The organism is Nocardia violaceofusca NBRC 14427, assembly GCF_963869435.1.
GTDB classification, from domain to species: Bacteria; Actinomycetota; Actinomycetes; order Mycobacteriales; family Mycobacteriaceae; genus Nocardia; species Nocardia aobensis.
Genome location: NZ_CAWMPM010000034.1, coordinates 33,711 through 56,114 on the forward strand (window position 1 = coordinate 33,711; position 22,404 = coordinate 56,114).

Consider the following 22,404-nt stretch of genomic DNA (forward strand, 5'->3'; position numbering starts at 1 on the left):
GGTCTCGGGCTCGGTGCTCGGCCGCCGGATAGTCAGCGATTCGAGGGCGTCCCCTCCGGTCATGGGCTCGGGCCGCTGTCGCGCTGCATGAACACTCGTGTCCCGCCGACGTGCTGCTCGCCGCCGGTAGTTGGCGCGGGCAATTCGAGGCGGCGGGGTTCGCCCAGCGCGGCGGTCACAGCGCTGTCGGTGGCTGCGCCGAGGGTGAGGTCGGGAATGGCCAGCCCGGGTGGCAGTCGCAGGGCGGCGGCGATGTGTTCGACCATCACCGCGGGGACGGGCGCGATGGCGGAGTCCGGGGTGAAGTCGATGTCGCCGTGGTCGGTCAGCAGCCGGTAGGCCGCCACCGAGTTCGGTTCGTGTTCGGCGTGGGCGCGCCATTGCTGTGTCAGCAGGACAGGGTTGAGGTCTCGCACCGTGGCCGCCAGCGCGCGAGCCCAGATCGGATCCAGGGCCGGCCTGATCCGGTCGCGTTCGGGTCCGATCAGATCCAACAGCGCCGCGATCGAGGTCAGACGCTCGTGACGCACCGCTGCGGTGGCTTCGATGCGTGTGCGCAGCGAGTCGGGTTCGTCGCTGCGGGCACGTACGCGGTAGGCGGCGTGGACGGCCACGACGTCGCTGAGGTCACGGGCTTCGGCGGCGAGGTCCGCGATGAGGCGGTCCCGCTGCACGGGTTGCGGGACGGGCCATCGTTGCGGCGTGCGCCAACCCAACCCCTTTTCGCCCCGAGTACGGGCGAAATCGATCCACCGCTGCGGGATTCCACCGGCATGGCCCAGCTCAGCCAACGCGGCGCCGCGCGCCATCAAGGTGTCCAAGCGCGCGAACCAGGAGGGTTCCGCCAAAACTCCCGCTTCCCAGTGGGTGCGCGCAGTATCGAGCTGCGCCCGTGTCTGGGCCACCACGGCGGACAACCGCCGCAGCAGCGCCTTCTGCGCTGCACTCGGCGCCACCGGGCGCCGACCGCCCGCACCAACAGCGTGTTGTCGCCCCGTCATGGCTCGACCTCGACTCCGAGACCGGTCGGCCGCGGCACCGGCGCAAGATCAGGCACCAGGCCCTGATGGCCGCCGCTGCCTATTCCGGTCGCGGCCACCGCTATCTCGATGCCTTCCCCGGCTGGCGCCACCACGTCGCCGCTCAGGTGCCGGTCCGCGCTCACGGCCACGGGAACACTGGTGTGTCCAAGCTCTTTTCGAAGGACCGCGAGAATCTGATCAGGTGGTGGCAGTGCGGCGCCGGCAGGTGCGGTGATGCCCGCTTTGGTGAGTGCGCGGGCTTGGAGCACGATGCTGGTTTGGTCGCTGCGGGCGTGGGCGCGCCAGCGGGTGTCGAGTTCGTCGACACTCGCGGCGCGGGCACCCTCGGCGGCGGTGGTCCAGTGCTGGGGCGCGTTCCACATTCGGTGGGCTTCGTCGTCGGTGATCGCGAGTAGGCGGGCGAGTTGGACCAGGCGGGTGCGGGATCGGCGTAGGTTGCGCATGACCCAGGTCGCGGTTCCGGGTTCGGCGTGCGCGCCGCGATGTTCGTAGGCGACCGCGACCGCGGCGAGGTCCTGGATCCGGTGCGCCTCACCGGCCAGCCCGACCAGCAGCCTGGTCCGGTCCACCGGTTTCGGGTTGCGCCAGTGCAGGTCGCGTCGCCACGGCTGCGCCAAATGAGCGCGAGTGCGGGCCTGGTTCAGCCACTCCCGCGGCACCCCCGCGGCCAGCCCCGCTTTCCCGAGCTCTTGGCCGAGCAGGACCTCGGTGCGGAAAGCCCTCGACCACGATGGCGGCGGAAGCTCACCGGTCGCCTCCCGCCCGGCCCGGGCCACAGCGGCCATCTCCCTCGCCGCCGACACATGCGCATACACACCCGCGAGCAGCTTCATCTGCCACCGATCGGGAACGACAGCGCCCGAACTGTCGGAGCGAAAGGTATTGCGCGCCATCATGGTTCGACATCCGCCGACGGCGCGGCCCCGAGAGCCTTCACGGGTGGGAGAACCGGTGGCGCGAAGTCCACGCCCACATCGAGGTCGCCGGTGACGCCGGTGACCTCGACCGCGACGTCGATGACCTCTCCGTCGAGAACTTCGAGCTCTTCGCCTGAATCGGCATCAGGCCGGCGGGCCGCGTCGGCGGCGCTGTGGGAGTTGATGTCCCGCAGCTGGGATTCGCCGTAGCTGACAAGGGTGTACTCGGCGCTCAGTGCGCACATCTGGTTGTGGAGCTCATCGACGGCGTCGTCGAGGGCCGCAGCCTCGGCACGAGCATCAGCCAGGCTGGTGCGGGGGTCGTTGCCGGTGTCCTCGCCGTAGCGTTCGGCCCACGCATCGGCGGCGGTGCGATGGTCGTCGGACAGGTCCGCGGTGGCCTCAGCCGCCGCCCAGCCTGCCCTGGCGGTGTGAGTGCGGGCGGTGCCGGGGTCGGTGTCGGTGAGTGTTTCGGTGAGTCCGAGCGCGCGTTTGCGGGCCTCGATCAGCAGCTTCTGGTATTCGACCTTCAGATCGTGCAGGCGCTGGTCCTGGGCGATCTGTTTGTCGTAGCGGCGCAGCTGCTGGGTATGGATGGCGTCTTTGCGGTTGTACTCACCGCGCAGGGCCCACACTTGCAGCCCGTGGACCTTGTCGCGGCGTTCCTCGGTGGCTTTGTCGCTGTCCTTGGCTCGGTCTGCTCTGTCCTGATCTTGGTGCAGGCGTGCGTTTTTGACTTGCATCTCGAGCAGGTGCTCGCGGTAGCGGCCTGCTTTGATCGCCATATCGGCCCAGTGCTCGAGGCGACCGTGCTGGCCCCGGTCGAGGTAGCCCTGGATCTGCGCGGCGTGGAGGTGGCTCTTGCGCTGCTGTTCGGCGATCCGGTCGTCTTGGCGTTGGGCGAATTCTTGCCGCGAGCGCGATTCGCTCCCGCGGCGCTGCAGCAGGTTCATCGTCATCGCCGCGGTTTGCATTGCCTGCACGAACCCGGCCTTGACCGCCTGCCCGCCCTCGTCGACCGGGTCACCGTTGCCGCTGGTCACGACGCCACCTGCACACTCGACAGCAGCCACCGCGCGCCTGCGCTGGTCTGCGCCCGGTGCGCGACAACGAACACCACCAGTCGAATAGCTGGTGTGTTGTCGCTGGGTTGCATGCTCACGGTGACCACACGCGCCGCCCGCGACGAGGTGTCAGCGGGGTGATCATCGGCCGTGACGCGGGCAGTCGCGGTGACCGTGACGTGCTGGTCGCGCCACCGGTCCCACATACCAGGGGTGATCGGTGCCAACGCGATCGCCGCGGGCGCACCGCTGCGCGCGAACTCGGGATCCAGCAGCGGCGTCGCGGCTTCGAACGCGCGGCGCGAGTCAAGCCCCTCGGCTGGTCTGTAGGTCAACATCGTCCGCATCGCTGCGGAGGTGACCGAGTCGGCCGAGCATGGGTCGACCGCAATGAATGGTGGCTCGAATCCTGCATGGGCGCAGGAGTTTTCGTCCGGCGGTCGGCCGCGTGACGGGTGCTCGGTGCACGCGGTCAACAGGCACGCTCCGGCCATGACAGCGAGCAAGGTTGTGAAGGGGCGTGACGTCATTTCTGGTTCCTCGGGTGTTGGATCAGGCAGGTGAGGTCGGCGCGCCGCCAGTCGACCCAGACGCCGAGCTGATGGCCGACAGCCGGGTTGGTGGTGGCGTCGACGACCAGGTCGAGCACCAGGCCTCCGGTGACCGCCGCACGGTGCAGGGCGGCCGGGTCCGCGACGAGAGAGGAGGTGACGATGCGCAGGGTCGCCACGTCGGCGCCACAAAGGTCCTTCCCCTGTGCGGCGAGCCAGATCGCTTGCAGCGCTGCGGTTTCGATGGCAGCGTCGTCGCTGTCGATGATGAGGTCGCGGTGGAAGCGATCGTGGGCCACCGCGCGTCCGTCGGGCCGGCAGATGGTGAAGGTCTGCCGCGTCGCGGCGACCCACGCCAGAAGATGCGGCCCCGCCGCCGCCCGCGAGGCGAGCCGTTGCTCGGCAGTGACGCGGTCGCTACCGGCTGCACTGGTCATAGCGGTATTGCGCCGCTTCGGCGACGGAGGTATAGAACGTCCACGGACGGATCCCGCCTCACGTCGTCGATGCGGATTATTCGGTGTCACAGCTGTTTTCCCTCTTCCACTGTTGGGCTTCGGGGTTGCGGGATGGTGTAGCGGCGGACGTCGAGGTGGTCGGCTCCGGCGACACGGGCAAGGGGGGCGATGGTGACGGTTTGGCCGGTTTGGGGGGCGTGGATGACCAGGTCCGTGCCGTCGGCGTCGCGGCCCGCGTACACGGCGACATGGTGGGAATCGCTCTCGCCGGGGGTTGTGAAGAAGATCAGGTCCCCGGGCTGGCGCTGATCGAACCCGACGATCCGGCCGGCCGGTGAGTCTTGTTGGGCCTGGGTGTAGTGCGGCAACCGGATTCGACCGCCCGATGCCTGGTAGATCGCGTACAACGTCAATCCGGAGCAGTCGAACCCGCCGCCCGTCGGGCCGTTCGCGTCGCCCCCACCCCACACGTACGGGGTACCGAGCCACCGCTGCGCCGCGGCCACGACCGCTTGCCCGAACCCATTGGCCGGCACCGGCGCGCCGGGCGGTGCCGAGCCGGGTCCACATCCGGGAGCCGGTTGCCCTGGCACGGGGGCGGGCAGGGACGCTGGGTCGATGTCGGCGAACGTCGCGTAGAGGCGTTGGGCCAGATCCAGTTGTCCGGCATAGGCGTTCGGTGCGGACACTTCGACTGCTTGGGCGAGTTCGGCCGAGGTCATCGAGGCGGCGCCGGGGATGGTGCCGGCTTGGGTGTAGAACCAGTTGATCTGATAGATCGCATTCATCAGCGTGGCGATCCCGGCGCTTCCCCAGACGCTGACCCGCATCTGGTGCGGGCCCACCGAATCGTGGTCGGCGCCGACGCCGTCGTTGGGGTAGTTCAACGATTCCGGGACGTTGGAGTTCGCGAGGTTCCGCAGCGTCGATTCGGTGATCATCGCCGCCAGTTCGGCGATGATCACCGACTGCGCGGCTCGGCGTTGTTTGCCGATCGCGACACCGTTGCGCGCCAGCTCCAACTGCCGCTCGTTCAACCCCGCCAGCGATTGACCGGTCGGGCCCGCCACTCCCCCAGCGAGCACCTGGGCGGCACATGAGTCTGCGGGTTGTATTCCGACCAGCACCGCCAGGAACAGGATCAACACGATGGGCAGGGACACGATGCCTGTGAGGAGGGTTCTGGAGGACATTATTCATCGCCGTCCTCCCCGACCTCGAAGGCCTCGGCCTCGAACGGAGGCCGCCGCGGGCCGTTGTTGTGTTCTCCTGTGAGGTGGGAGAAGCGGCGGTTGGTGTTGTGGATGTCGTGGGCGCGCTCGGTGGGGGTGAAGGTCATGCGGAACGGGATGCCGGGTGCGTCGGCTTCGCCGGTCTTGAGTAGGAAACATCCTGTGCCGGGCGGTGTTTCGCGCGCGCCGGTGTTGTCGAGGTGATCGTCGGTGGGTGGCCTGGGCGCAGCCCAGGAGGTGACCAGCAGCTTTTCGGTGTCGGTGATGGATACCGCGGCGCGGAGGCGTTCGATCTCTTCCGGCCCGACGGGGCCGATGATCTTGGCGCGGGCGCGTTCGAAGAAGCCGAGGGCTTTGGCTTGCGCGGCCGGCGAGTCGAAGGCGGCGAGGTCTTTGATGGTGTGGCTGCACATGATCAACCCGGTGCCCAGCGGCCGGTTCAACCGGGTCAGGGCGTCTACGCGGTCGACCATGAACTCTCCCGCGCCGAGCACGCGCCAGATCTCGTCCATGACGACCTCGAACGTGCGCGGCGGCGCGAGGCCGGCGTCGGCCAGCGCATGGGCGGCGGCGACCGCGCCGAACCCTTCACTCCAGCACACCATCAGCACCGCCGCCAGCAGTTTCGTGTCACCTTCGGGGATGCGGGACACATCGATGCAGACAGCGGGGCTGTTCAGGTCCAGCGGGGTGCTGGTTTGGCGGTCGAAGATCTGGCCCCACGGGCCTTCGATCACCGCGCGCAGCGAGCGACGTAGCACTTTGGTCGCGGCCCGGAACGCGACGTCGTCGTCTTCCTCGGCGAACTGCCGCAGCCGCTGCGCGCCGCCAGAGATCGTCGCCAAAAGATCCGACAGCCGCGGCGGCCGCGCCGGGCTGAATCCTCCGGCGGGGCTGTAGAGTTCGCGCAGGCCGGCGGCGATGAGTGTTTCTTCGTAGTCGGCGACGCGGGAGCCGCGGACCAACTCGATCAGCCCGGCGACGATGTTGACTTGCCCGGCTTCTACGCGCGCGGCGACCTGGCGGCGTTGGTCGGTGTCGGGGAGCTGGTCGATGATGGTGCCGAGCGCGCCGACGGCGAGCGGATTGATGCTGCCGTGCCCGTAACCCAGGTCGACGACTTGCCCGCCGAGAGCTTCGACGAGGTCGCGGTAGTCGGGTTTGGTGTCGCCCATGCACAGCACGGTTTCTCCAGCGGCGACGGCTCCGGTCGCGAGGCGGCGGATGAGCGAGGATTTGCCGAAACCGTTGAGCGCCAGCACGAACGCGATCGGTGCGGTGATGAATCCGCGGGCGAACCACGACATCGGATCGAAGTGCACCGGCGCGCCGGTCACGAAATGAGAACCTACGGGGCAGCCCACGATCGGCGCCGTCGCGCCGACTGCGAATGGCCACAACCCGGCCACCTGCACCGTGGTCGCCCGCCATTCCGGTGTCGCCGCCACCACCGTCGCCCGCCCGCCGCCGGCACCGCGGTATCCGCGGTCGGTCAAACTGGCCACGGGCACGTCGAACCCGTCGCGGACCGAATCCTCGGCTTTCCGTGCGGCATTGGCGCGGCGATGATCGTCGCTCGACAGCACCCAGCGAGCACGCACGGCGGCCAGGCCGCGCCCGGCCGCGGCCGTTTCGACATCTGCGCGGGCCGGGGGTGTCAGCACGCGAATCCCTGCGACTGCCGTCGTTCGCGGATGGCGAGTCTTGCGGGTCCCGGTATGGATCGTCATGCGCTGAACCGCTTCGAAATCGAGGTGTGTTCGGGCAGGATCAGGCCGATGCCGAGGGAGGCGGCGAAGGCGGCGGCTTGGGAGCCGTAGCAGCGCCGCACCCGCAGCCGCGACGCCGCGCACATGGTGCGCACGGAGGTTTCGATGCCGGGCAGGTCGGCGTCGAGGACGTCGGTGACGGTGACCAGGACCCCGAATCGGGTCAGGCCCGCGCCGCGGGCTTGTTCCTGGCGGGCGGCGCGGGTGTTGTCGACGCGGATGGACGCGGCGGCCGAGGCGATGCCGCGTTCGGTCTGCTCGGCGGCCAGCGCGTCGCGGAAGTCGGCGTCGACGATGTCGGTGGCCTCGGCCGCCGAATGCAGGCGGTACACGATCGCGACCCGCTTGCGCGGCACGTCCGCGCGGGGGCGCAGCAATTCCTCCAGACCGGTTTCCAACACCGCACCCCGGGGCGGGGCGTCCATTTCCCAGGTGATCGAGCGGGCGCCGTCGTGCACCAGATGGTCCCAGCGGTCCTCGTGGGCGATCGGGCCCACCGAATCCCACGACTGCGTGTCGGTGATCTCCGGGCCCGCGGCTTCGATGTCACGCTGGGCAGCCAGGTCGTAGCGAGAACGCACCAGCCCCAGCACTTCCCATGCCTGCAAGGGCGTGGCCGGAAGTCCCGCGCGGGCCAGTTGTGACAGCACCCCTTGCAGGCGTTGCCCGATCTCGCGGGCCTGCTCGGGCAGGTCTCGACGGGTTTTGCGGGAGGTTCCGATGGCGCGGTAGGTGATGGCGATGCGGGCCTCGATCCGCACGCCCACTCCGCCGATGTCGGCGGCGGCCTCGCGCATCACCGCCCGCGCGAACTCCGGCGACTGCGGCCGGACCAGGCGTGCGACTTCGCGGCGTTGCTTGAGGTGTGTTTCGGCGACGGTGTCGAGGACCGCGGTGACCGCGACAACCTCGCCACCGCGCGACTGCAAGGCCAGGAAGTGCCCGTATTCGGCCACCCAGGCATCGATTTGGGCTTGATCGACCAGTTCCTTGCCGCGCGGCAGCACCCGCAGCACCACCGTGCAGTGATCGGTGCGGCGAATATGAACGATTGCGAACCGCTTCCCGCCAGGTGTCTCCCACTCCCCCAGACGCGAATCAGCCAGCAGGCCAGGCAATCTCGCCACACCCGGTATCCGGGAGAACCGACCGGACCGATACACCAGTTCACCGCGCGCTTTCGCCGTCGCGAACTGGGCCCGCAAGACCGCCGTCTCCCACCCGGTCCGGCCATCGATCGTGATCACCAGCGGCGCGAAAACCACTGCGACGCAGGCGAGAACGGCCAGTGTCGGGGGAATGGACCGGGTGATCATGAACGTGGCCATCACGGTGATCAGCAACGCCAGCGCGAGCATGCTTACACCCCAGGTCATGCCGAAGAACCCGGCCGAGCGTGGCTTCTCCCATCTTCCGTACATGCGGGGACTGGTCATCGCCGCACCTCCAACGGGCCGGGAGCGTCGATATCCCAGCCGTCACCGGCTTGGGATTCGACCGCCGAACTCGCCGACTGCACACCCTGACCGGCCAGTTGCGCACCCATGACGGCCGAGCCCGCCATGCCAGCGCCTGCGGCCGCGCCGCCCGCCGCACCGGAGCCGCCACCGGCTTGTCCCGCGGCGCCCGCCGACCGGCTACGGGCTCCGGCGGAGGCCGACCCACCGGATGAGGAACCACCGCCCGCGGACCCGCCGCCGGGCGAAGCACCACTGCCACCTGTTCCGCCCGAGAGCGGACGGCCCCCACTGGGGCCTGCCGAGAGGCCACTCGGCGGTGGATTGGACCCGCCACCGCCTCCGCTGGTGGTGGCGTTTTCACCTTCGGTCATCTTGCGGGCCGCGGAACGGTCGCCGCCGGCCGAGCCCATTGCGATGCCGAGGGCGCCACCGGCGAGGGCGGCACCCGCTCCTCCCCCGCCGCCGAGGGTCGCCACCGCGGGAGTAACCAGCCGCATCAAGGCCGGTAGCACGATCGTCACCGACAGCAGCAGGATCATTCCCAGCAGCACCAGTTGCGGATCCTGTTGCTGCCCGGTCGTTTTCGTGCCCGCTGCGCTGAAAGCGATCGCGTAGACGAGGGCGCCGACCGGTTTCCACAGCACGAACGCCAGCGACCACGACAGCATCCGCTTGTATGCCTGCGATCCGGGTCCGGTTCCGGCGGCGGCCGCGGCCAGCGGGATCGCGGCGACGACCAAGATCAGCACGGCTTGGCGGACGACAAGCATCGCGAGCTGGACGAGCATGCTGATCAGGCCGAGGATGGCCAGCACGAACAGGATGCCGGATCCGAGGTTGCTGTGTTCGCGCAGGTTGTTGTCGACCAGCCGCTCGACCGCGCCGCGCAGGTCGCCGCCGGTGGCGTCGTTGATCACCCAGTTGCTGAACGCGTCACCGGCTTTCGTACCGGTAGTGATGAGCGCGGAGAACATCATCGACGCGAACACCGCCCGCGCGAACATGAGAAAGCTCTCCTGCGCCTCCCCCGCGACCCCCCCGCGTTTGGCCATCGCCAGCCGGGCAGCGGCGAACAAAATCCCCGCGATCATCAGCAGAACTTGCAAACCGGAGGTGTATCCGCGGATCGATGCCAAGGCAGGCCCCGGCTCCCCGGTAGACGCCGCGAGCTGTGGAGACGGCAGGTTGACCCACCACGTCATCACGAATCTGATTCCGGATGTCATGCCGTTGACCAAAGAGTCGACAAGACTGTCAAATGCGGAGTTGGCGGCGGAGTTGGCGGCTTTGCCGCCGAGTTGTTTCAAGGCGCACACCGCGCCGGGCCCGGTGGGCAGGTCGCACACGATGTCCGGCAACTGAGCGTGTGCGGCAGTAGCGGAAGATATCGTCATGGGGTGGTCCTCCATTGCCCGAAGCCGGCGAGGGAAGAGCGGGGATCGCCGGACTGCCAGAGCGTTTCGATGTCCCCAGGCAGGCGCACTCGCCAGTCGCCGTCGTAGGCCATCGGCCAGGACGCGTAGGTGTATCCCTCGCCGGTTCGGGTGGCGATGTCGATGACGGCGAAGTCCGGCCGATAGCCGTCGCGGACGCGGATGCCGTCGGGGACGGTGACATAGCGAGCGGCGTCCGGTGTGCGAGTGCGGCTGCGCGTCACCCTGGCGATGAACGCGTCGGTGTCACCAACGAAGCGCGCACGAACCGCGTTCTGCCACAGACCTTCTGGTGCCGCGAGGGCGCGGGCGAGGGCGTCGCAGGCGGCGAGCGCGGCGCCCTGTGGAGTGTCGGCGAACCCGGAGGCGATCCCGTGGTCGATAAGGGCAGGGCCGTCACTACCGGACGCCGGTAACGCGGCACCGCCCCATCCGCGTTGCCACGTCATCCGTGCTGGGGCCGCGGTGAGGTAGTCGATTGACGATGGGTTGGGGCGCGTGGCTGGGTCTTGGGGAAGGACGCGGCCTTCGTCGCCGACGACGGCGAGACGGTTTCCGAACAGGTCTGTGGTCGGTGGCTGGGCCGGCGACGCGCTGAGCGAGGGCCGTGTGGTGTGGATCGTTGTGGATGGATCAGCGGATGGAGGTTGAGGTGCGTCGGTACCGCATCCGCCCAGCGGGACGCCCAGAGCTATCGCGAGGCCGAGCCACCGGTGGCGCCTCTGCGGTGCGGTCTTAGCGGTGGTGGTGTTCATCGGATCGGGAGCAGGATCGCGTCGGTGGGCAGCGCGTTGAGTGCGGTGACCAGTGCGGGGTGGTTCCCGTCGGGGAGCAGAAGTTTCCAGTCACCGTCGGCCCAGATAACGGTGGCGGTGTTGCAGGTCAGCGACGTGTCGGGTTGCTGGGTGTAGATCGCGGCCTCAGCGCCGGTCGGGGTGTAGCCGGTGATGCGGTAGCCGAGGATCTTCGGTGGCGGGCCGGTAACCGAAGTGGTGACCGATATTTGAGCCCGCGCCACGGCCCAGTCGTCGCGCCCGGCTCCGGGGGCGAGCATTTGTTGCCCCACGGTGGCCCATTGATCGTCGGGTGCTACGGAGATCCGGACGAGGGCGTGGATGGCGGCCAGCGCCGCCCCGGCCGGGGAGTGTGCGAACCCCGCGGCGACCGCGCCGGTCACGGTGTGGGGGCCTTGGTCGGCCACGGGGAGCGAGATGCCTTGGTAGGTCGTGGTTGTCAGGTCGGTGGGTGCGGCGTGGATGTCTGCGGGCAGTGATGAGGCGGCGGGCGGGGTGGTGTGGTCGCCGGGTGCGGTGCAGCCGGCGAGGGTTGCGATGCCGAGCAGTCCGATCAGCGCGGTGAGGCTGGCATGGTGAGTGGTAGCCGGGTCCATTGGTGTCTCCGATCGGCTGGGTTCAGTGGGTGGGGAACAGGGCTGCGGCGATGCCGCTGGCGGAGCCGACGAGGACGGCGGCGAGCAGGGCGCCGGCGAGTCCTTCGATCGCTTCGTCGCGATGTAATCGCCAGGCCAGCTGCCAGCCGATCCAGATGGTGCGGGCGATTGCGAGCAGCAGGACGAGCCAGGCGAGCCAGGCGAGCATCTGGGTCAGCGGGGCGAGGACTTTCGGGTCCAGGCGGGTGGTGGTCATGGCGCGCCGTCGGTGTCGGTGGCCAGTTCGCCGTCCTGATCGAGCAGGAGCTGGTCGACGTCGGCGTGGTAGGCGACGTCGAGCGCGGCGACGATGGTCTCGGCGGCGATGTCGGGATCGGTGCGCGGCAGCGAGTGCCCGGCGTCGGGCACTACCTGCTGGTCGGCCCAGATCTTTTCGGCGAACCGTGTCGATTGGGCGGCGGGGACTACCCGATCGCGGTCGCCGGTGATCACGAACGAGGGCACCGACCGCAGCGCGGCGGCGATGTCGGGGGCGAGGTAGAAGTGGCGGTAGGCGTGCATGAGGTCGGTCAGCACGCGCGGATCTCCGGGCCGTGCGCCGGTCGCCAGCGGTGCCTTGGAGCCGAGCCGGCGCGCGGTGCGGCGGAATCGTCGTTCGGCCAGCGATGCGGCCGCGGCCGCGACGTGGTCGAGCCGTCCGCAGCGCAGCCCCTTGATCCGTGCCGCGGCGGTGGTGAAATGCCTGGGCAGAGCGGGGAATTCCGGGAATTCACCGGCGGGGTTGAACAGCACCAAACCTGCCAGTGCGGCGGCGCGAGCCGGGTAACGCTGCGCGTAGGCGGCAGCGATCATCGACCCGGCCGAGTGTGTGACGAGCACGACGGCTCCGGTGGCCTGGGTGAGCACCGTATCGAGGTCGTCGGCCAGATGGTCGAGGGTGGTCTCGATGCTGCGGTGGGGGCGTCCGGAGCGGCCGTGTCCGCGCTGGTCCCAGACGATCTGGGCGATCTGCCCGTCGAGGCGGTCGTGCACCTGCTCGGTCAGCGGCTGCCACCAGCTGCCGTCGCACAGCAACCCGTGCACATAGACAACGGTCGCGGCGGCGAACGACGGCCCGCAACGATTTCCGGCCAGCACGAGCCCGTCGCTGGTGGGCATGGTCAACGAGGAGGTGTCGGTGACGGACATGCGTATGAATTCCTTTGCCTGAGAACGACTTACGTAGTTGCGAGAGTTGATTCCGCCCATTCCGCCGGGCACGGATGCCCGCAGGCGCCGGACGTCGAATGTGGTTGGCGCTACTGCTATTTGGCGACAATCTGGGTCATGATGGATCCGGCGCTGGTGGCGATGATTCCGCCGACGAGGGCGCCGAGCACGATCTTGGGGCTTTCGACCGCGCCGCCGTGCCAGCGTTCCCATCCGAATTTGCCGCCGGCGTAGATGAGAGCGGCGATTCCGGCGAGCATGACTGCCCAGGCGAGCCAGTTCACGACCTTGGTCAGCCCCTCCGAGCCCGGAGGCGGCTGCGGCGTGATCGGAATCTGTTGCGCTAGAACAGCGATACTGTCGACGACGATCGAGGTCATGACGATCTCCTAGGTGTGGAATCGGGTTGCAACAGCCGGGCGGCGGCGATGCGCGCGGTGATCGCGGCCCCGGCCCGGTAGACGTCGACGGGGACCGCGTCGACCAGGTGGGCGCGCCGCGGTGGCGGCGGATCATTCGGTGTGTACGTGGCGAGGTCGTCGAGTTCGTGGGTGAGCAGTTCGTCGTGCCAGCGGATCTTCCACACCGCGCCCCCGACCAGCGCCGCAACGGTGCTGCGATAGCGCCGCACCGACAGTGGGACACGACCGGGCCGCGACGGAACCAGCACCAGGCCGACCACGATCACTCCCGGGGGTGTGAGCCCCGCGTGCCATTCGCGCAGTCGGTCCGCGGCCGCGACCAGGCCTGGCAGGCAGTCGCGAGCCGCGACCACTACTCGCTGGGTTGTCACGGTGGCGGCCGGCCATGCGAGCCCGGTGTCGGCGGCGTGCGCCCACCACCGAGCCAGCGTCGAGGCGCCGGCACCGCCGTGGGCGCCGAGCACCGCGAACAGCGGAGGGTACGGTCCGGTCACCGGCAACGCTGAATTCTTCACAGGCGCCCGTCGTTCCGGGTCCGGTCCTGAGACAGTGGTCGGATCGAGCCGTCCGTCGGGGGGCGTGTCCTCGGCGTGCGCGGCGAGGGCGGCGGTCATGGTCCGGCCTGCTTTTGAATGTTGGTGATCAGCAGGCCAGCACCGTCGGGGCGGGTGTTGATCACCTGCAGGTAGTCGGTACGGCTACGGTCGGGATGTTGCTCGACCACATGCACGTTCGCGCTTCCGGCGGCGATCGGCGTGATCGCCACGCAGTAGGTGCTCCCCTCCGGGATCGAGGCGATCCCGGCGGCGAGCGCATCGGCCGCGAGACCGGCCTCCGGCGCCACGACCCGCAAGGCCGCGTCCGCACTTCGGAGCCGGTAGTAGGCGTTTTCGAACGACGCCACTGTCCCGGCGACCGTCCGTGGGTCACCGTCTCGATCGGTGACCGTGGCGCCGGTCAGTCCGGCGCAGGCCCCGCCGTCGGCTGCGGCGTTGGTCGAGGGCGGGGCCGCGGTCGGGGTCGGAACTGCGGTGTGTCCGCTCGGATCAGCAACGACCAGTGCACCGATCAGCACCAGGACCGCGGCCGCAGTCACTGCCGCACCCACGACTATCCACACCCGCGCGGACGGCAACCCGAGGTGCAGATGCTCCTCTCCTTCTATCTCCGGTGCGAGATGGGTGTCCTCACGCCCCGGACGCAGTTGCGTGGGCTCCGACTGCTGTTGTTCCGAAGAGTCGGGCTCGAGCCACCGCCATTCGTCACCCGGAACGGCAGTAGTTTCCGCAGATGCGTTGTGCGGCACGGTGATTCACCTCCTCAACGTGGATGGGTGTGTGAATGGGCCCTTCGGCGGAGGCGGCCCGCGAGGAACGAACCGATCTCTCTGGCGCAGAGAAACCGTCTCCGCCGAAGGGGTTCAAGGACTCGGCACGGCAGGGGGAGGGGTTGCCGTGCCGGTCCGCTCAGGGACGGAGCCGGACGTCGCCGGGACGGTGGGCTCCGTCGTAGTGGTGGTCGGTAGTGGTGTTTCGGTGGCTGGGTGGGTGGCGGCGAGGTCGTGGGCCAGGGCGGTGAACCAGTCGGCGACCGCGGCGAGGGCTGGTGTTCCGGTCGGGGTGGTGGGGGTGCTGGTGTAGGCGGCCTGGTGGCCCGTGGTGTCGCTGTATTGGGTGTAGGTGGCCAGCTGGTAGAGCTGGTTGCCGTCGGTGACGGTGGAGGTGATGGCGTCGAATGCCTGGTTCACCCAGCCCAGCGCGGTGTGCGGCGGTACGAGGTCGGCGACAGCGCCGGCGAGTTTCGCGCCGAGGACCCCGAGCGCGGCGGCGGGGTTGGCCATCCCGACAGTGGCCAGCTCGGCGATCGTTGCTGGGGTGAACACCTTCTGCGCAACCGACGCCACGGTGTTGAGCCCGATCGTGCCGATCCGGAACAATGCGGCCAGCGCGTCGTCGGGGCCGGGCATCGGGGTGTTCGGGTCCGACGCCTCCGCCAAGCGCTGCCCCAAGGGTTTGGCTGGTTGGTAGCTCAGTTCGTCCAGGCTGTTACCGGCGATATCGTCGGTGACGACGCCGATCGCGGTCTTCCACGTCGTGGCAGCCAAGGCTTGCGCGATGGTCGAAATCGCCGCAACCGGATCACCGAGGTTCGACTGAGCGGCAATGTTTCTCACCGTTTGCGTCAATGGCGAACCGGCGGGGGCGTCGCACGCCAGATCACCCGGTGTGCAGAGGTCGGCGACTCGACCGGCCAACGCTCCGAATCCTGCGCCTCCGGTGGCACTGGAATCGATTCCTCTACCGCCGCCTGGTGTGTTGGCGAAGTGGATCGACGTGACCGCTGCTCCCGTGGTGCCTGGTGCCGGTGCCGGGGTGGTCTGTCCCGGGCGGCCGGGAAGAACCTCGCTACCCGCTCGGGATGGGTTGGCCAGCAACGCGATCCCGGCGATGGAATCGGCTTCCACGGTGGCGGTGTTGTCGCCGACACGGTGGGCGAAATCGGTGACCGCCGCCGCGCCCTGACCCCAACCGGCGACGGCGATCTTCGTTGCCGGGCAACGATGTACGACCTCGGCGGCCTCGGATTCGAGTCGATGCGCGGCGCTCGTGGTGGCCTGGTCGTAGGTTTCGGGTTCGCCCGTGTCGTCATACCCGTAGGTGATGTAGAGCCGCCGGATCAAATCGCCGGCGTGCGCCGCCAAGGGTGTGAACAGTTGGCCCAGAGCGCCGGAATCCAGGGTTGGTGCGGTGTCGGGCGCCGACTCATCCGGTCCCTGCACCCCGAACACGAACAACGCCGGGCACCGGTCCCCGATCGGGACCGCCGCGTCAGCGGTCCCGACCTGGGCGCTGCCACCGGCGATGAGCAGACCTCCGATGGCGGCAGCGGTGCACCTCCGCAGCGCGCTAGCGCGAGCGATTCGGCGCATATGCCGGTTGCTGTTGCACCGCATCGCTTTTCACTCCTCACTCGATCGTGCGAGGTAGTCGGTCAGGTGGGCGACAGTTTCGGTGATGGCGTCGTGGGCGGTGTCGAGGTGGCCGCGGTCGTAGTTGCGCCAGCTCACCTCGACCCCGGCCTCGCGGTAGGCCGACAGCAGGCGGGTGCTCTGTCCGATCGGCACCAGCGCGTCGCGAGCGCCGTGGTAGAGGTGCACCGGCACGCTGGGTATCTGGTCGATGGGGATGGCTTCGCGGGCCAGGACGTAATGCCACATGGGATCGGTCCACGGCTGTCCCCGGTCGCACCACTGCTCGATCGGCCGCCGATACTGCGCGAGCAGCATGGGGGCACTGCGGGTTTCGGCTTCGGCGATGATCTGTCGGCCGTCGGCAGAGAGCACGTGCCGCAGGGGAAGATGGTGGTAGGCGCGCGACAAGCCGATGAGCCCGGCCAGCACGAGCGCGGAAAACGGACTGGTGTTCAGCAGGGCCGCCAGCGCGCCGGGAACGGTGATGGTCGCGCCGGCGGCGATGCCGCGCAGGTCCACTTCGGGTGCGTAGGCGCGGTGCAGCTGTGCCGCGATCGTGACCGCGCGGGCGCCGTCGGCGTAGCCCCACGCCACCACTGGTGATTCCTGCGTGTTCAGTTCTTGGATCGAGGCGGTGGCGCGGGCGAGGTCGAGGGTGTGGTGTGCTGCGGCGCGGCCGGCGAGGAAGGTGTGCGGGCCTTGGCCGGTGATGCCGAGGTTTTCCCCGTCCGGGACAGCGACGATCCAGCCGCGTTCAAGCGCCGCGGTGATCGGTGCGGTGTCGGGTTCGGCGCCGATGGCCAGCAGCCGAGACGGTGCGCAGGAGCCGCCGAGTCCGTGAAAGCTCGGGCAGTACACCAGGATCGGGCCTGGCCCGAGTTCGGGATCGGTGTCGGGGGTGATCACGATGCCGGAGGCGGCGGTGAGTTCGCCGTGGGTATCGGTGGAGGTGTAGAGCAGCTGCCACGCGGCGCCTGCCCCCATCAACGCGGGTGTGTCGGTGGGGCGCATGCGCAGGATGCGGCCGGGCTCGAAGGAGTCGTGGAGGGTGGGCGGGGCGTAGAAGGCGGTGCCGGTGTCGTTCATGACTGGTTTCCTGCGGCGTCGTGGGCGAGAGCGGTCATCCAGGCGATGCCCGAGGCGAGATGGCCGCTGACGAGGTAGCCGTTGTGGCGGGCGACGGTGTCGCCGTAGTGCATCCACACCGCCGGGTTGATCAGGTCGGCGTTGTCGGCGACCAGCTGGCCCCAGGCGGCGGCGAGTTGGCCGGCCAGCTTCGCCACGACGCCGAGCGGGTTCGCCGTCGCCGCGGCGGTGATCTGATCCCATCGCTGGGCGGCTGCCTGCACCTGATCCGGGCCCGGTGCGGGGATTCGGGGGTCGGCGGCGTCGATAAGCCTCTGCACCAATGGTTTTCCTGGAACGTAATCGGCGTTGCCGGGGTCGGTGTGGAAGTCCTCGGCGAGGACGGTGGTCCACGCTCGCCCCAGCGCCGTCGAGAACAGTCCGTTGATCGACGTCAGGGCAGCGATCGGGTCGCGCAGGTCGGCTTGGGCGGCGATTTCCGCGCCGACGCGCAGCAAGGCCGCGTGGTCGGGCGCCGAGCACGCCAGGTCACCGTCGGTGCAAATATCAGCGACACGACCGGTCAGCGCGCCGTAGCCGCTGCCGTCGGTAGCGATGCCGCTACCGGCCGCGGGCGGGTTGAGGATCTGCACTGTCGCGACCGCGGCGCCCGATGTACCCGGGGCGGGATCCGGCACCGTCTGTCCCGGCCGACCGGGAATGACCGGAGAGTTCGGGAGCCGATAGGGGTTGGCGTAGAGCGCGATCCCGGCGATCTTGTCCGGCCCGACGGGCCCATTGCCCGCGCCGACCTGTTGAGCGAACTGCGCCATCGCCTGCGCACCCTGGCTGTAAGCGACGCCAGCGAGCAGCGTGTCGGGGCACGCGTTGGTGATGTCGGTAGCGGCGGCATCGAGGCCGGCCAGTGCCTCGGTCGCCGATTCCGCATACGGTGTCGGTCCGCCGCCGGGCACGATCCCTCCGAACCCGGCTGGATACGGAATGGTGCTGTGTTGCACCAGGTCCGGGGCTCCGGCCTGGACCTGGCCCAGCAGTGCGCCGATGACTCCGGTGTCGGCGGTCGGGTCGGGGTTCGATTGCCCGGTGCCCTGGATCCCGATCACGTACAGGGCTGGGCAGCCGGGACCGATCGGCACAGCACCCGCCGTGGCACTCCCCAGACCGCTCACCATCGCCGCGCATGCCGTGCTCACCGCTATCGTGGTCAGCGCTTTCACAGTCAGAGTCGTGTCGGTCACGGCTGGCCCACCCCGACTCCGGCGCCGAATCCAGCACCGACGGTTCCGCCCGCCAGCGCGCCCGCCACCGCCACGGGGACGCCCGCGATGGCAGCGCCTGCTGCCGCACCGGCCGCGGCACCGAGCGCCGTTCCCGCGACGCCGGAGGTAACAGTGCCGACCACTGGCACCGGGACCACGGTTCCTACTGCGGCACCGGCGATTCCGCCGATGGTGCCGCCGATCAGCCCGCCCACGACCGCGCCCGCGGCGGCCACCGGTGCGCCGGCTGCGACCGCTCCGGCCGCGCCGCCGATCCCGGCGCCGGCAAGAGTTGCGCCGCTGACCCGGTCCGAGCGCCCTGCCGGGAGACCGATCGAATCCAGAGCGGTGGCGACCTGCGCTTCCGCCCCGGCCGCGGTGTTGTTGATGCAGTCACGTGCCTGGGGTGGAAGCCAATCCGGTGCCGGGGCCTGCCATTGACCGATACGAATCGTGTTGTCCGGCGGCGCAATCGGTGCGACCGGTGCCACCGGTTCGGGCAGATGCAGGTCTTGCACCTGCACCGGCGGTGCGGGGTCGTCGGCGGGTTCGGGGCGCGGGGTGGGTCCGTTGCGGACCTCGGGTGGCTGCTCGACGTAGGCAGGCTGCGGCTCGGGTGCCGGTTCCGGTTGGGGTTCCGGCGCCGGCGGCGGTGTCGCAGGTGGGGGCGGCGGTGTCGCGGTGCCGGGTTGGGAAGGGCTGGTCACGCCAGGCTGGTCCGCGATCGAAGCCGTCGACGCACCCGCCGGGCCGGCGCACGCGAGCGCGATCAGCAGCGGAACAGTACCGGCCACCACGAGCGACGCGGGTCGGGGCTTGCCTGCCTGTGACCGCTCCCGCCTTTTATAGGGTGCCGCGGTTCTTCTCTTGACGTTTCTGAAGCCTGTTTTCGGCATGCCGAATAAACCCTTCGAATGGAGGGAGGGAAAGAGGAAAAGAATGAATGGTGTGGCGTTTCGGGGGTCAGCGCCCCGGCGTCGTCAACGCTGACTGACCGGGGCGCTGATCCGCCGTTTCAGCAGCTCAGAGGAACGGTAGGACGAGCGAGAGCACTTGGGCGGCGATCGTCAGTCCGTTCGAGACTGCCGCAGAGCCGGTATCGATCCAGGAAAGAACGACCATCGGATCCACAATCAATTTCCCTTCGAAGCAGGAGCAGTTGCCCTACCATCAAAACGCGGAAAAATATGGTTCACCAGGTGTCGAAGGGATGGAGTTTTTATATATACCCGCACCACCCCCACAAAGAGGTGTGTTTACCTGCGACAGCGGCGAAAATTGATACTCCCAGTATCCCTCGAAATTTTTCCCGCCCGCCGCCGATTGGTGGACACCACGCAATGAACACAGCCGTCAGGCCGAGCTCGGGCGGGCCTGTTCGCCAGTGAGACCGCTGGTTATTCGTTGCCGCCATCGAGGGATTCTGGTAGGAACAAAAGCGTCCGGGGGAGACAGCTTTTCACCAATTCCTGCATTCGCTGGCACGAAAGTGCCAGCGGTCGAGGGGGTTTCATGACCACCACCACACCCGATTCACCTGACGCTCGACAGCCACCGGATGTCCCCCGTTTGGCCGGTAATGTGCCGGTTGGAATTCCGGCACTCGGGCCCTGGCTACGGGTGATGCGCGAACACCGCGACCTGACCCGCGAGCTGGCCGGTCAGTACACACACATCAGTGCCACCTATCTCAAGTCGGTCGAGACCGGTGCCGCAACCCCGCGCCGGGACACACTCGACAAGATCATCACCGGCTACGAACTCTCACCCACCCAGCGTCGCCACACCATCGACTTGTGGGAACCCGCCACAGTCCTGGCTCCACTGGACGAACTGCGTGAGCGCATAGCGACTCGTGGTCGCCGAGGGGAGTTGGCGACATGGGACGCCCGGGCGATCGCCTGCGGCTTCTGCGATGCCCTGTGGAACGTCGTCGCAGCCAACCGCCAGTTCCACAGCCTGTTTCCCGGCCTGGACCAGGCGGAGGACAACCTCGCCATCTGGCGATTCTCCTCGCCCGGCGAACCGTCCCGCCCGAGGGCCGGCGACGAGGATGCGCGGTTTTTCGTCGCGACGCTGCGCGCAGCGCTGGGCCGCTTCCGCGACGCGCCGCAGGGAGCCCGACTCCTTCAACGACTCGCCGCTAGTACGCACTTCGCCGCACTGTGGCGTAGCGGTGTCGAGGTCGCCTACGACGGCGGTCCGTCTCCGCGCCGCTCGGGCGACCACGATGCGCCGGTCACCGTGCAGGTCACCGAACTCATCGAAGAACCCGGGGTTCGCTTGTTCTTAGCGTATCGATCCCACGCTGCCGGGCATAAGGGCGCGGACGGCGCTGGGGCACAGCCTGTTTCATAACGCGAGGGAGGTGCTGGTGTGTCGACTGATGAGCAGCCAGACACCAAGAGTTTTGACGATGCCGCGAATGCGGTGACGGCCCCGCACGAGCCGACCTACCCGGTTTCTGTCGGCGCTCGCGCCCTGCACAAGTCCGAAGCGTGGTACCTACGGCAGCTGAAAGCCGGCACGCTGCCGGGACATCGGCCGGGCGAACATGGTTTCTCACCGCCGCCGACATCGCCGCCGCCATCGAACACACCGCGACCAAAGCCGCCGCCACGCCGCCACAGCGGTCCACCTTGTCGCCGCCGCCGCAGCAGCAGCGGCAGCGGCGTCGACGGCGCCGCCCTGGACCCCCGTGACGGTGTGCGTCACGGGCGGGCGTGGCCCGGAGGGGAGACCGCCAGGCAGCCGCCTGTCCCCTCCTGGGCCACGTTCATGCACTCACCGGCGCCGGATCTCGATCCGCGCGGGTGAGCTGCCCCTGCCACCATCCGACCCGCGGCGGAAACCGCAGCTCCGTCGCGGTGAACGCGTAGTCATGGGTGTCTGCCGTGCCTGGCCGGGTCATGCGCGCACCGTAGATGAAATCGGCGGTGGCCGGGCGGGTGGTCCACAACGTCTCCCATTCCGGTACCCGGCTGCACACTTCGAGCAGCCGCTCCCGCTCACCGTCGGGCATCACACACTCGATCAGCGGGGCGGCACCCCAGAGCACTCCGTGGGCGATCGTGTACCAGTCCTGCCCGAGCAGCTGCCGCGTCCACGGATCGGCCACCAGCCACTCGTAGATGCTCACGCCCGCTCGTAAGTGCATCAGAGACTCGCACGCGCGGTTGGCGGCCACGATCCGGCCCATCACGGTGTTGAGGATGAACACCGGCGCGGTGATCGCCTCGATCGCACGCAACTCCTGTTCACAGGGGGCACTGTCGTCGGAGCGTAGCCGCCCCTCCCGCGCCGAGAGCAAGAGCCGGACGTTGTTTTCCTGGACCTCGAGCGCGACCAACACTTTTCGCAGATTTGCATCGACGAGCCGGCGCTCTTCGAGCTCTATCTTCTTGATCGTCCCTCCTGCCAGCCCGACCCGCCGGCCCAGCTCGTGTCGGTCCAAATCCAGCTGTTTCCTGCGCTTTTCCACGAACGCACCCAGGTTGCTGAACCTCGCCGGTACTGTCAATGTCTTCCCTCCCCGCCTGTCGTGTCGGGCCACCGGACACAAGTTGTGGCCGCTGCAACCGTTGACCCCCTTCATGGTTCACACAATGCTAGAACCAGATCGCAAGCGCATACAGGCCGCAACCGCACAATCTGATGTGACGCCGGTCATGAAATACAAAGGGGTTTAAGCGCGTCGGCTGCCTCGTCGTCGAGGCATGACATTTCGCAATACGTTTGGTTCGAAAGCGTCCACGGGTGCGATGCGGGAGGGAATCGAATAATGAGTCCAGAGCGCCGAGAGTTGTTGTCGTCCGACCTCGACCGCGGGTTTCGGATCGCGACGCAGGTCAGCGATGCCGCCGATCTCATCAAGACCTACGCCGACACAGCAGATGACCTCGAATTGGCCGAATTCGCGCGACAATTCGCCACCGAACTGCGGACCGAATGCATGCTGCGCGAAAGGGCGCAACTGCTGGCCGCCGAGAAACCCCGTATGTCCTGGGTGGAATTCAGTGCCCGCCATCGCACCGGCACCAGCACACAGCGCTGACGCGGAGTGATTGGTCACGAATCAGTGCATGCGAAAATTGAGACTATTCATATTTCGGATCCGGTCGGGTCGGTGTCGGGGAGAAA

At 68.6% G+C, this 22,404-nt stretch carries 23 protein-coding genes; 2 read left to right on the top strand and 21 right to left on the bottom strand.

Annotated features, from left to right (window positions below; all coding sequences use genetic code 11):
* Window positions 1-59: 59 nt before the first annotated feature.
* From AC5592_RS26130 to AC5592_RS26225, 20 genes are all read right to left on the bottom strand, one after another.
* A complete protein-coding gene (locus tag AC5592_RS26130) occupies window positions 60-956 on the bottom strand; it encodes a hypothetical protein (RefSeq protein ID WP_063065733.1) in 897 nt (298 codons plus the stop codon).
* A gap of 41 nt (window positions 957-997) precedes the next feature.
* Window positions 998-1,939, bottom strand: a complete 942-nt coding sequence (locus tag AC5592_RS26135; protein ID WP_063065734.1) for a hypothetical protein — start codon at window positions 1,937-1,939, stop codon at window positions 998-1,000.
* The gene (locus AC5592_RS26140; RefSeq protein WP_063065735.1) at window positions 1,936-3,003 is read right to left on the bottom strand and encodes a hypothetical protein; all 1,068 of its coding nucleotides are present in this window, start codon (window positions 3,001-3,003) and stop codon (window positions 1,936-1,938) included. The genes AC5592_RS26135 and AC5592_RS26140 overlap by 4 nt, the downstream gene beginning before the upstream one ends.
* Window positions 3,000-3,554, bottom strand: a complete 555-nt coding sequence (locus AC5592_RS26145; RefSeq protein ID WP_157122210.1) for a hypothetical protein — start codon at window positions 3,552-3,554, stop codon at window positions 3,000-3,002. Before AC5592_RS26145 ends, AC5592_RS26140 begins: the two co-directional genes overlap by 4 nt.
* Window positions 3,551-4,012 (bottom strand): hypothetical protein, encoded by a 462-nt coding sequence (locus tag AC5592_RS26150; protein ID WP_063065737.1) that lies wholly within the window; start codon window positions 4,010-4,012, stop codon window positions 3,551-3,553. Before AC5592_RS26150 ends, AC5592_RS26145 begins: the two co-directional genes overlap by 4 nt.
* Before the next feature lie 86 nt (window positions 4,013-4,098).
* Window positions 4,099-5,196: a C40 family peptidase gene (locus AC5592_RS26155; RefSeq protein ID WP_232329558.1), complete on the bottom strand. Its 1,098-nt coding sequence runs from the start codon at window positions 5,194-5,196 to the stop codon at window positions 4,099-4,101.
* 29 nt (window positions 5,197-5,225) lie between these two features.
* Window positions 5,226-6,527 carry a putative type IV secretion/conjugal transfer ATPase gene (locus tag AC5592_RS26160; RefSeq protein WP_157122212.1) on the bottom strand — a complete coding sequence of 434 codons (1,302 nt, stop codon included), beginning with the start codon at window positions 6,525-6,527 and terminating at the stop codon, window positions 5,226-5,228.
* Window positions 6,528-6,991: 464 nt separating this feature from the next.
* Entirely contained in the window at window positions 6,992-8,470 is a 1,479-nt protein-coding gene (locus tag AC5592_RS26165; protein ID WP_063920386.1) for an SCO6880 family protein, read from the bottom strand.
* A complete protein-coding gene (locus AC5592_RS26170) occupies window positions 8,467-9,888 on the bottom strand; it encodes a TrbL/VirB6 family protein (RefSeq protein WP_157122214.1) in 1,422 nt (473 codons plus the stop codon). Before AC5592_RS26170 ends, AC5592_RS26165 begins: the two co-directional genes overlap by 4 nt.
* Entirely contained in the window at window positions 9,885-10,682 is a 798-nt protein-coding gene (locus AC5592_RS26175; protein ID WP_498974573.1) for a DUF8175 domain-containg protein, read from the bottom strand. Before AC5592_RS26175 ends, AC5592_RS26170 begins: the two co-directional genes overlap by 4 nt.
* Entirely contained in the window at window positions 10,679-11,317 is a 639-nt protein-coding gene (locus AC5592_RS26180; protein ID WP_063065742.1) for a DUF8175 domain-containg protein, read from the bottom strand. Before AC5592_RS26180 ends, AC5592_RS26175 begins: the two co-directional genes overlap by 4 nt.
* Before the next feature lie 22 nt (window positions 11,318-11,339).
* Window positions 11,340-11,573, bottom strand: coding sequence for a hypothetical protein (locus AC5592_RS26185; RefSeq protein WP_036510321.1), 234 nt, complete (start codon window positions 11,571-11,573; stop codon window positions 11,340-11,342).
* Window positions 11,570-12,505 carry an alpha/beta fold hydrolase gene (locus AC5592_RS26190; RefSeq protein ID WP_063065743.1) on the bottom strand — a complete coding sequence of 312 codons (936 nt, stop codon included), beginning with the start codon at window positions 12,503-12,505 and terminating at the stop codon, window positions 11,570-11,572. Before AC5592_RS26190 ends, AC5592_RS26185 begins: the two co-directional genes overlap by 4 nt.
* 116 nt (window positions 12,506-12,621) lie before the next feature.
* Window positions 12,622-12,906, bottom strand: coding sequence for a hypothetical protein (locus tag AC5592_RS26195; RefSeq protein ID WP_063065744.1), 285 nt, complete (start codon window positions 12,904-12,906; stop codon window positions 12,622-12,624).
* Window positions 12,903-13,562: a CpaE/TadZ family protein gene (locus AC5592_RS26200; protein ID WP_063065745.1), complete on the bottom strand. Its 660-nt coding sequence runs from the start codon at window positions 13,560-13,562 to the stop codon at window positions 12,903-12,905. The genes AC5592_RS26195 and AC5592_RS26200 overlap by 4 nt, the downstream gene beginning before the upstream one ends.
* Complete coding sequence (locus tag AC5592_RS26205) at window positions 13,559-14,254, bottom strand: DUF8176 domain-containing protein (RefSeq protein WP_157122216.1); 696 nt, start codon at window positions 14,252-14,254, stop codon at window positions 13,559-13,561. The genes AC5592_RS26200 and AC5592_RS26205 overlap by 4 nt, the downstream gene beginning before the upstream one ends.
* Before the next feature lie 114 nt (window positions 14,255-14,368).
* On the bottom strand, window positions 14,369-15,901 hold the full coding sequence (locus AC5592_RS26210; RefSeq protein WP_063065747.1) for a cutinase family protein: 1,533 nt from the start codon (window positions 15,899-15,901) through the stop codon (window positions 14,369-14,371).
* Between the two features lie 6 nt (window positions 15,902-15,907).
* Window positions 15,908-17,005, bottom strand: coding sequence for a lipase family protein (locus AC5592_RS26215; RefSeq protein ID WP_063065748.1), 1,098 nt, complete (start codon window positions 17,003-17,005; stop codon window positions 15,908-15,910).
* Window positions 17,002-18,243, bottom strand: coding sequence for a cutinase family protein (locus AC5592_RS26220; protein ID WP_232329559.1), 1,242 nt, complete (start codon window positions 18,241-18,243; stop codon window positions 17,002-17,004). Before AC5592_RS26220 ends, AC5592_RS26215 begins: the two co-directional genes overlap by 4 nt.
* Window positions 18,240-18,971 (bottom strand): hypothetical protein, encoded by a 732-nt coding sequence (locus tag AC5592_RS26225; protein ID WP_157122218.1) that lies wholly within the window; start codon window positions 18,969-18,971, stop codon window positions 18,240-18,242. Before AC5592_RS26225 ends, AC5592_RS26220 begins: the two co-directional genes overlap by 4 nt.
* Before the next feature lie 805 nt (window positions 18,972-19,776).
* On the opposite strand from AC5592_RS26225, the gene AC5592_RS26230 reads away from it, so the two are divergent.
* Window positions 19,777-20,622 (top strand): helix-turn-helix domain-containing protein, encoded by an 846-nt coding sequence (locus tag AC5592_RS26230; RefSeq protein ID WP_084507186.1) that lies wholly within the window; start codon window positions 19,777-19,779, stop codon window positions 20,620-20,622.
* Between the two features lie 418 nt (window positions 20,623-21,040).
* Here AC5592_RS26230 and AC5592_RS26235 read toward each other — a convergent pair whose 3' ends face one another.
* Window positions 21,041-21,859, bottom strand: coding sequence for a helix-turn-helix domain-containing protein (locus AC5592_RS26235; protein ID WP_157122220.1), 819 nt, complete (start codon window positions 21,857-21,859; stop codon window positions 21,041-21,043).
* Window positions 21,860-22,045: 186 nt separating this feature from the next.
* Between AC5592_RS26235 and AC5592_RS26240 the strand changes: the two genes are divergently transcribed.
* Window positions 22,046-22,318, top strand: a complete 273-nt coding sequence (locus tag AC5592_RS26240; RefSeq protein ID WP_157122221.1) for a hypothetical protein — start codon at window positions 22,046-22,048, stop codon at window positions 22,316-22,318.
* The last annotated feature ends 86 nt before the right edge of the window (window positions 22,319-22,404 follow it).

Excerpts from the sequence above, each read along its gene's own strand:
- AC5592_RS26235 (WP_157122220.1), bottom strand. The coding sequence starts at position 21,859 with ATGAAGGGGGTCAACGGTTGCAGCGGCCACAACTTGTGTCCGGTGGCC.
- AC5592_RS26165 (WP_063920386.1), bottom strand. The coding sequence starts at position 8,470 with ATGACCAGTCCCCGCATGTACGGAAGATGGGAGAAGCCACGCTCGGCC.
- AC5592_RS26175 (WP_498974573.1), bottom strand. The coding sequence starts at position 10,682 with ATGAACACCACCACCGCTAAGACCGCACCGCAGAGGCGCCACCGGTGG.
- AC5592_RS26215 (WP_063065748.1), bottom strand. The coding sequence starts at position 17,005 with ATGAACGACACCGGCACCGCCTTCTACGCCCCGCCCACCCTCCACGAC.
- AC5592_RS26230 (WP_084507186.1), top strand. The coding sequence starts at position 19,777 with ATGACCACCACCACACCCGATTCACCTGACGCTCGACAGCCACCGGAT.
- AC5592_RS26210 (WP_063065747.1), bottom strand. The coding sequence starts at position 15,901 with ATGCGGTGCAACAGCAACCGGCATATGCGCCGAATCGCTCGCGCTAGC.
- AC5592_RS26150 (WP_063065737.1), bottom strand. The coding sequence starts at position 4,012 with ATGACCAGTGCAGCCGGTAGCGACCGCGTCACTGCCGAGCAACGGCTC.
- AC5592_RS26195 (WP_063065744.1), bottom strand. The coding sequence starts at position 12,906 with ATGACCTCGATCGTCGTCGACAGTATCGCTGTTCTAGCGCAACAGATT.
- AC5592_RS26145 (WP_157122210.1), bottom strand. The coding sequence starts at position 3,554 with ATGACGTCACGCCCCTTCACAACCTTGCTCGCTGTCATGGCCGGAGCG.
- AC5592_RS26240 (WP_157122221.1), top strand. The coding sequence starts at position 22,046 with ATGAGTCCAGAGCGCCGAGAGTTGTTGTCGTCCGACCTCGACCGCGGG.
- AC5592_RS26170 (WP_157122214.1), bottom strand. The coding sequence starts at position 9,888 with ATGACGATATCTTCCGCTACTGCCGCACACGCTCAGTTGCCGGACATC.
- AC5592_RS26200 (WP_063065745.1), bottom strand. The coding sequence starts at position 13,562 with ATGACCGCCGCCCTCGCCGCGCACGCCGAGGACACGCCCCCCGACGGA.
- AC5592_RS26185 (WP_036510321.1), bottom strand. The coding sequence starts at position 11,573 with ATGACCACCACCCGCCTGGACCCGAAAGTCCTCGCCCCGCTGACCCAG.
- AC5592_RS26190 (WP_063065743.1), bottom strand. The coding sequence starts at position 12,505 with ATGTCCGTCACCGACACCTCCTCGTTGACCATGCCCACCAGCGACGGG.
- AC5592_RS26180 (WP_063065742.1), bottom strand. The coding sequence starts at position 11,317 with ATGGACCCGGCTACCACTCACCATGCCAGCCTCACCGCGCTGATCGGA.
- AC5592_RS26135 (WP_063065734.1), bottom strand. The coding sequence starts at position 1,939 with ATGATGGCGCGCAATACCTTTCGCTCCGACAGTTCGGGCGCTGTCGTT.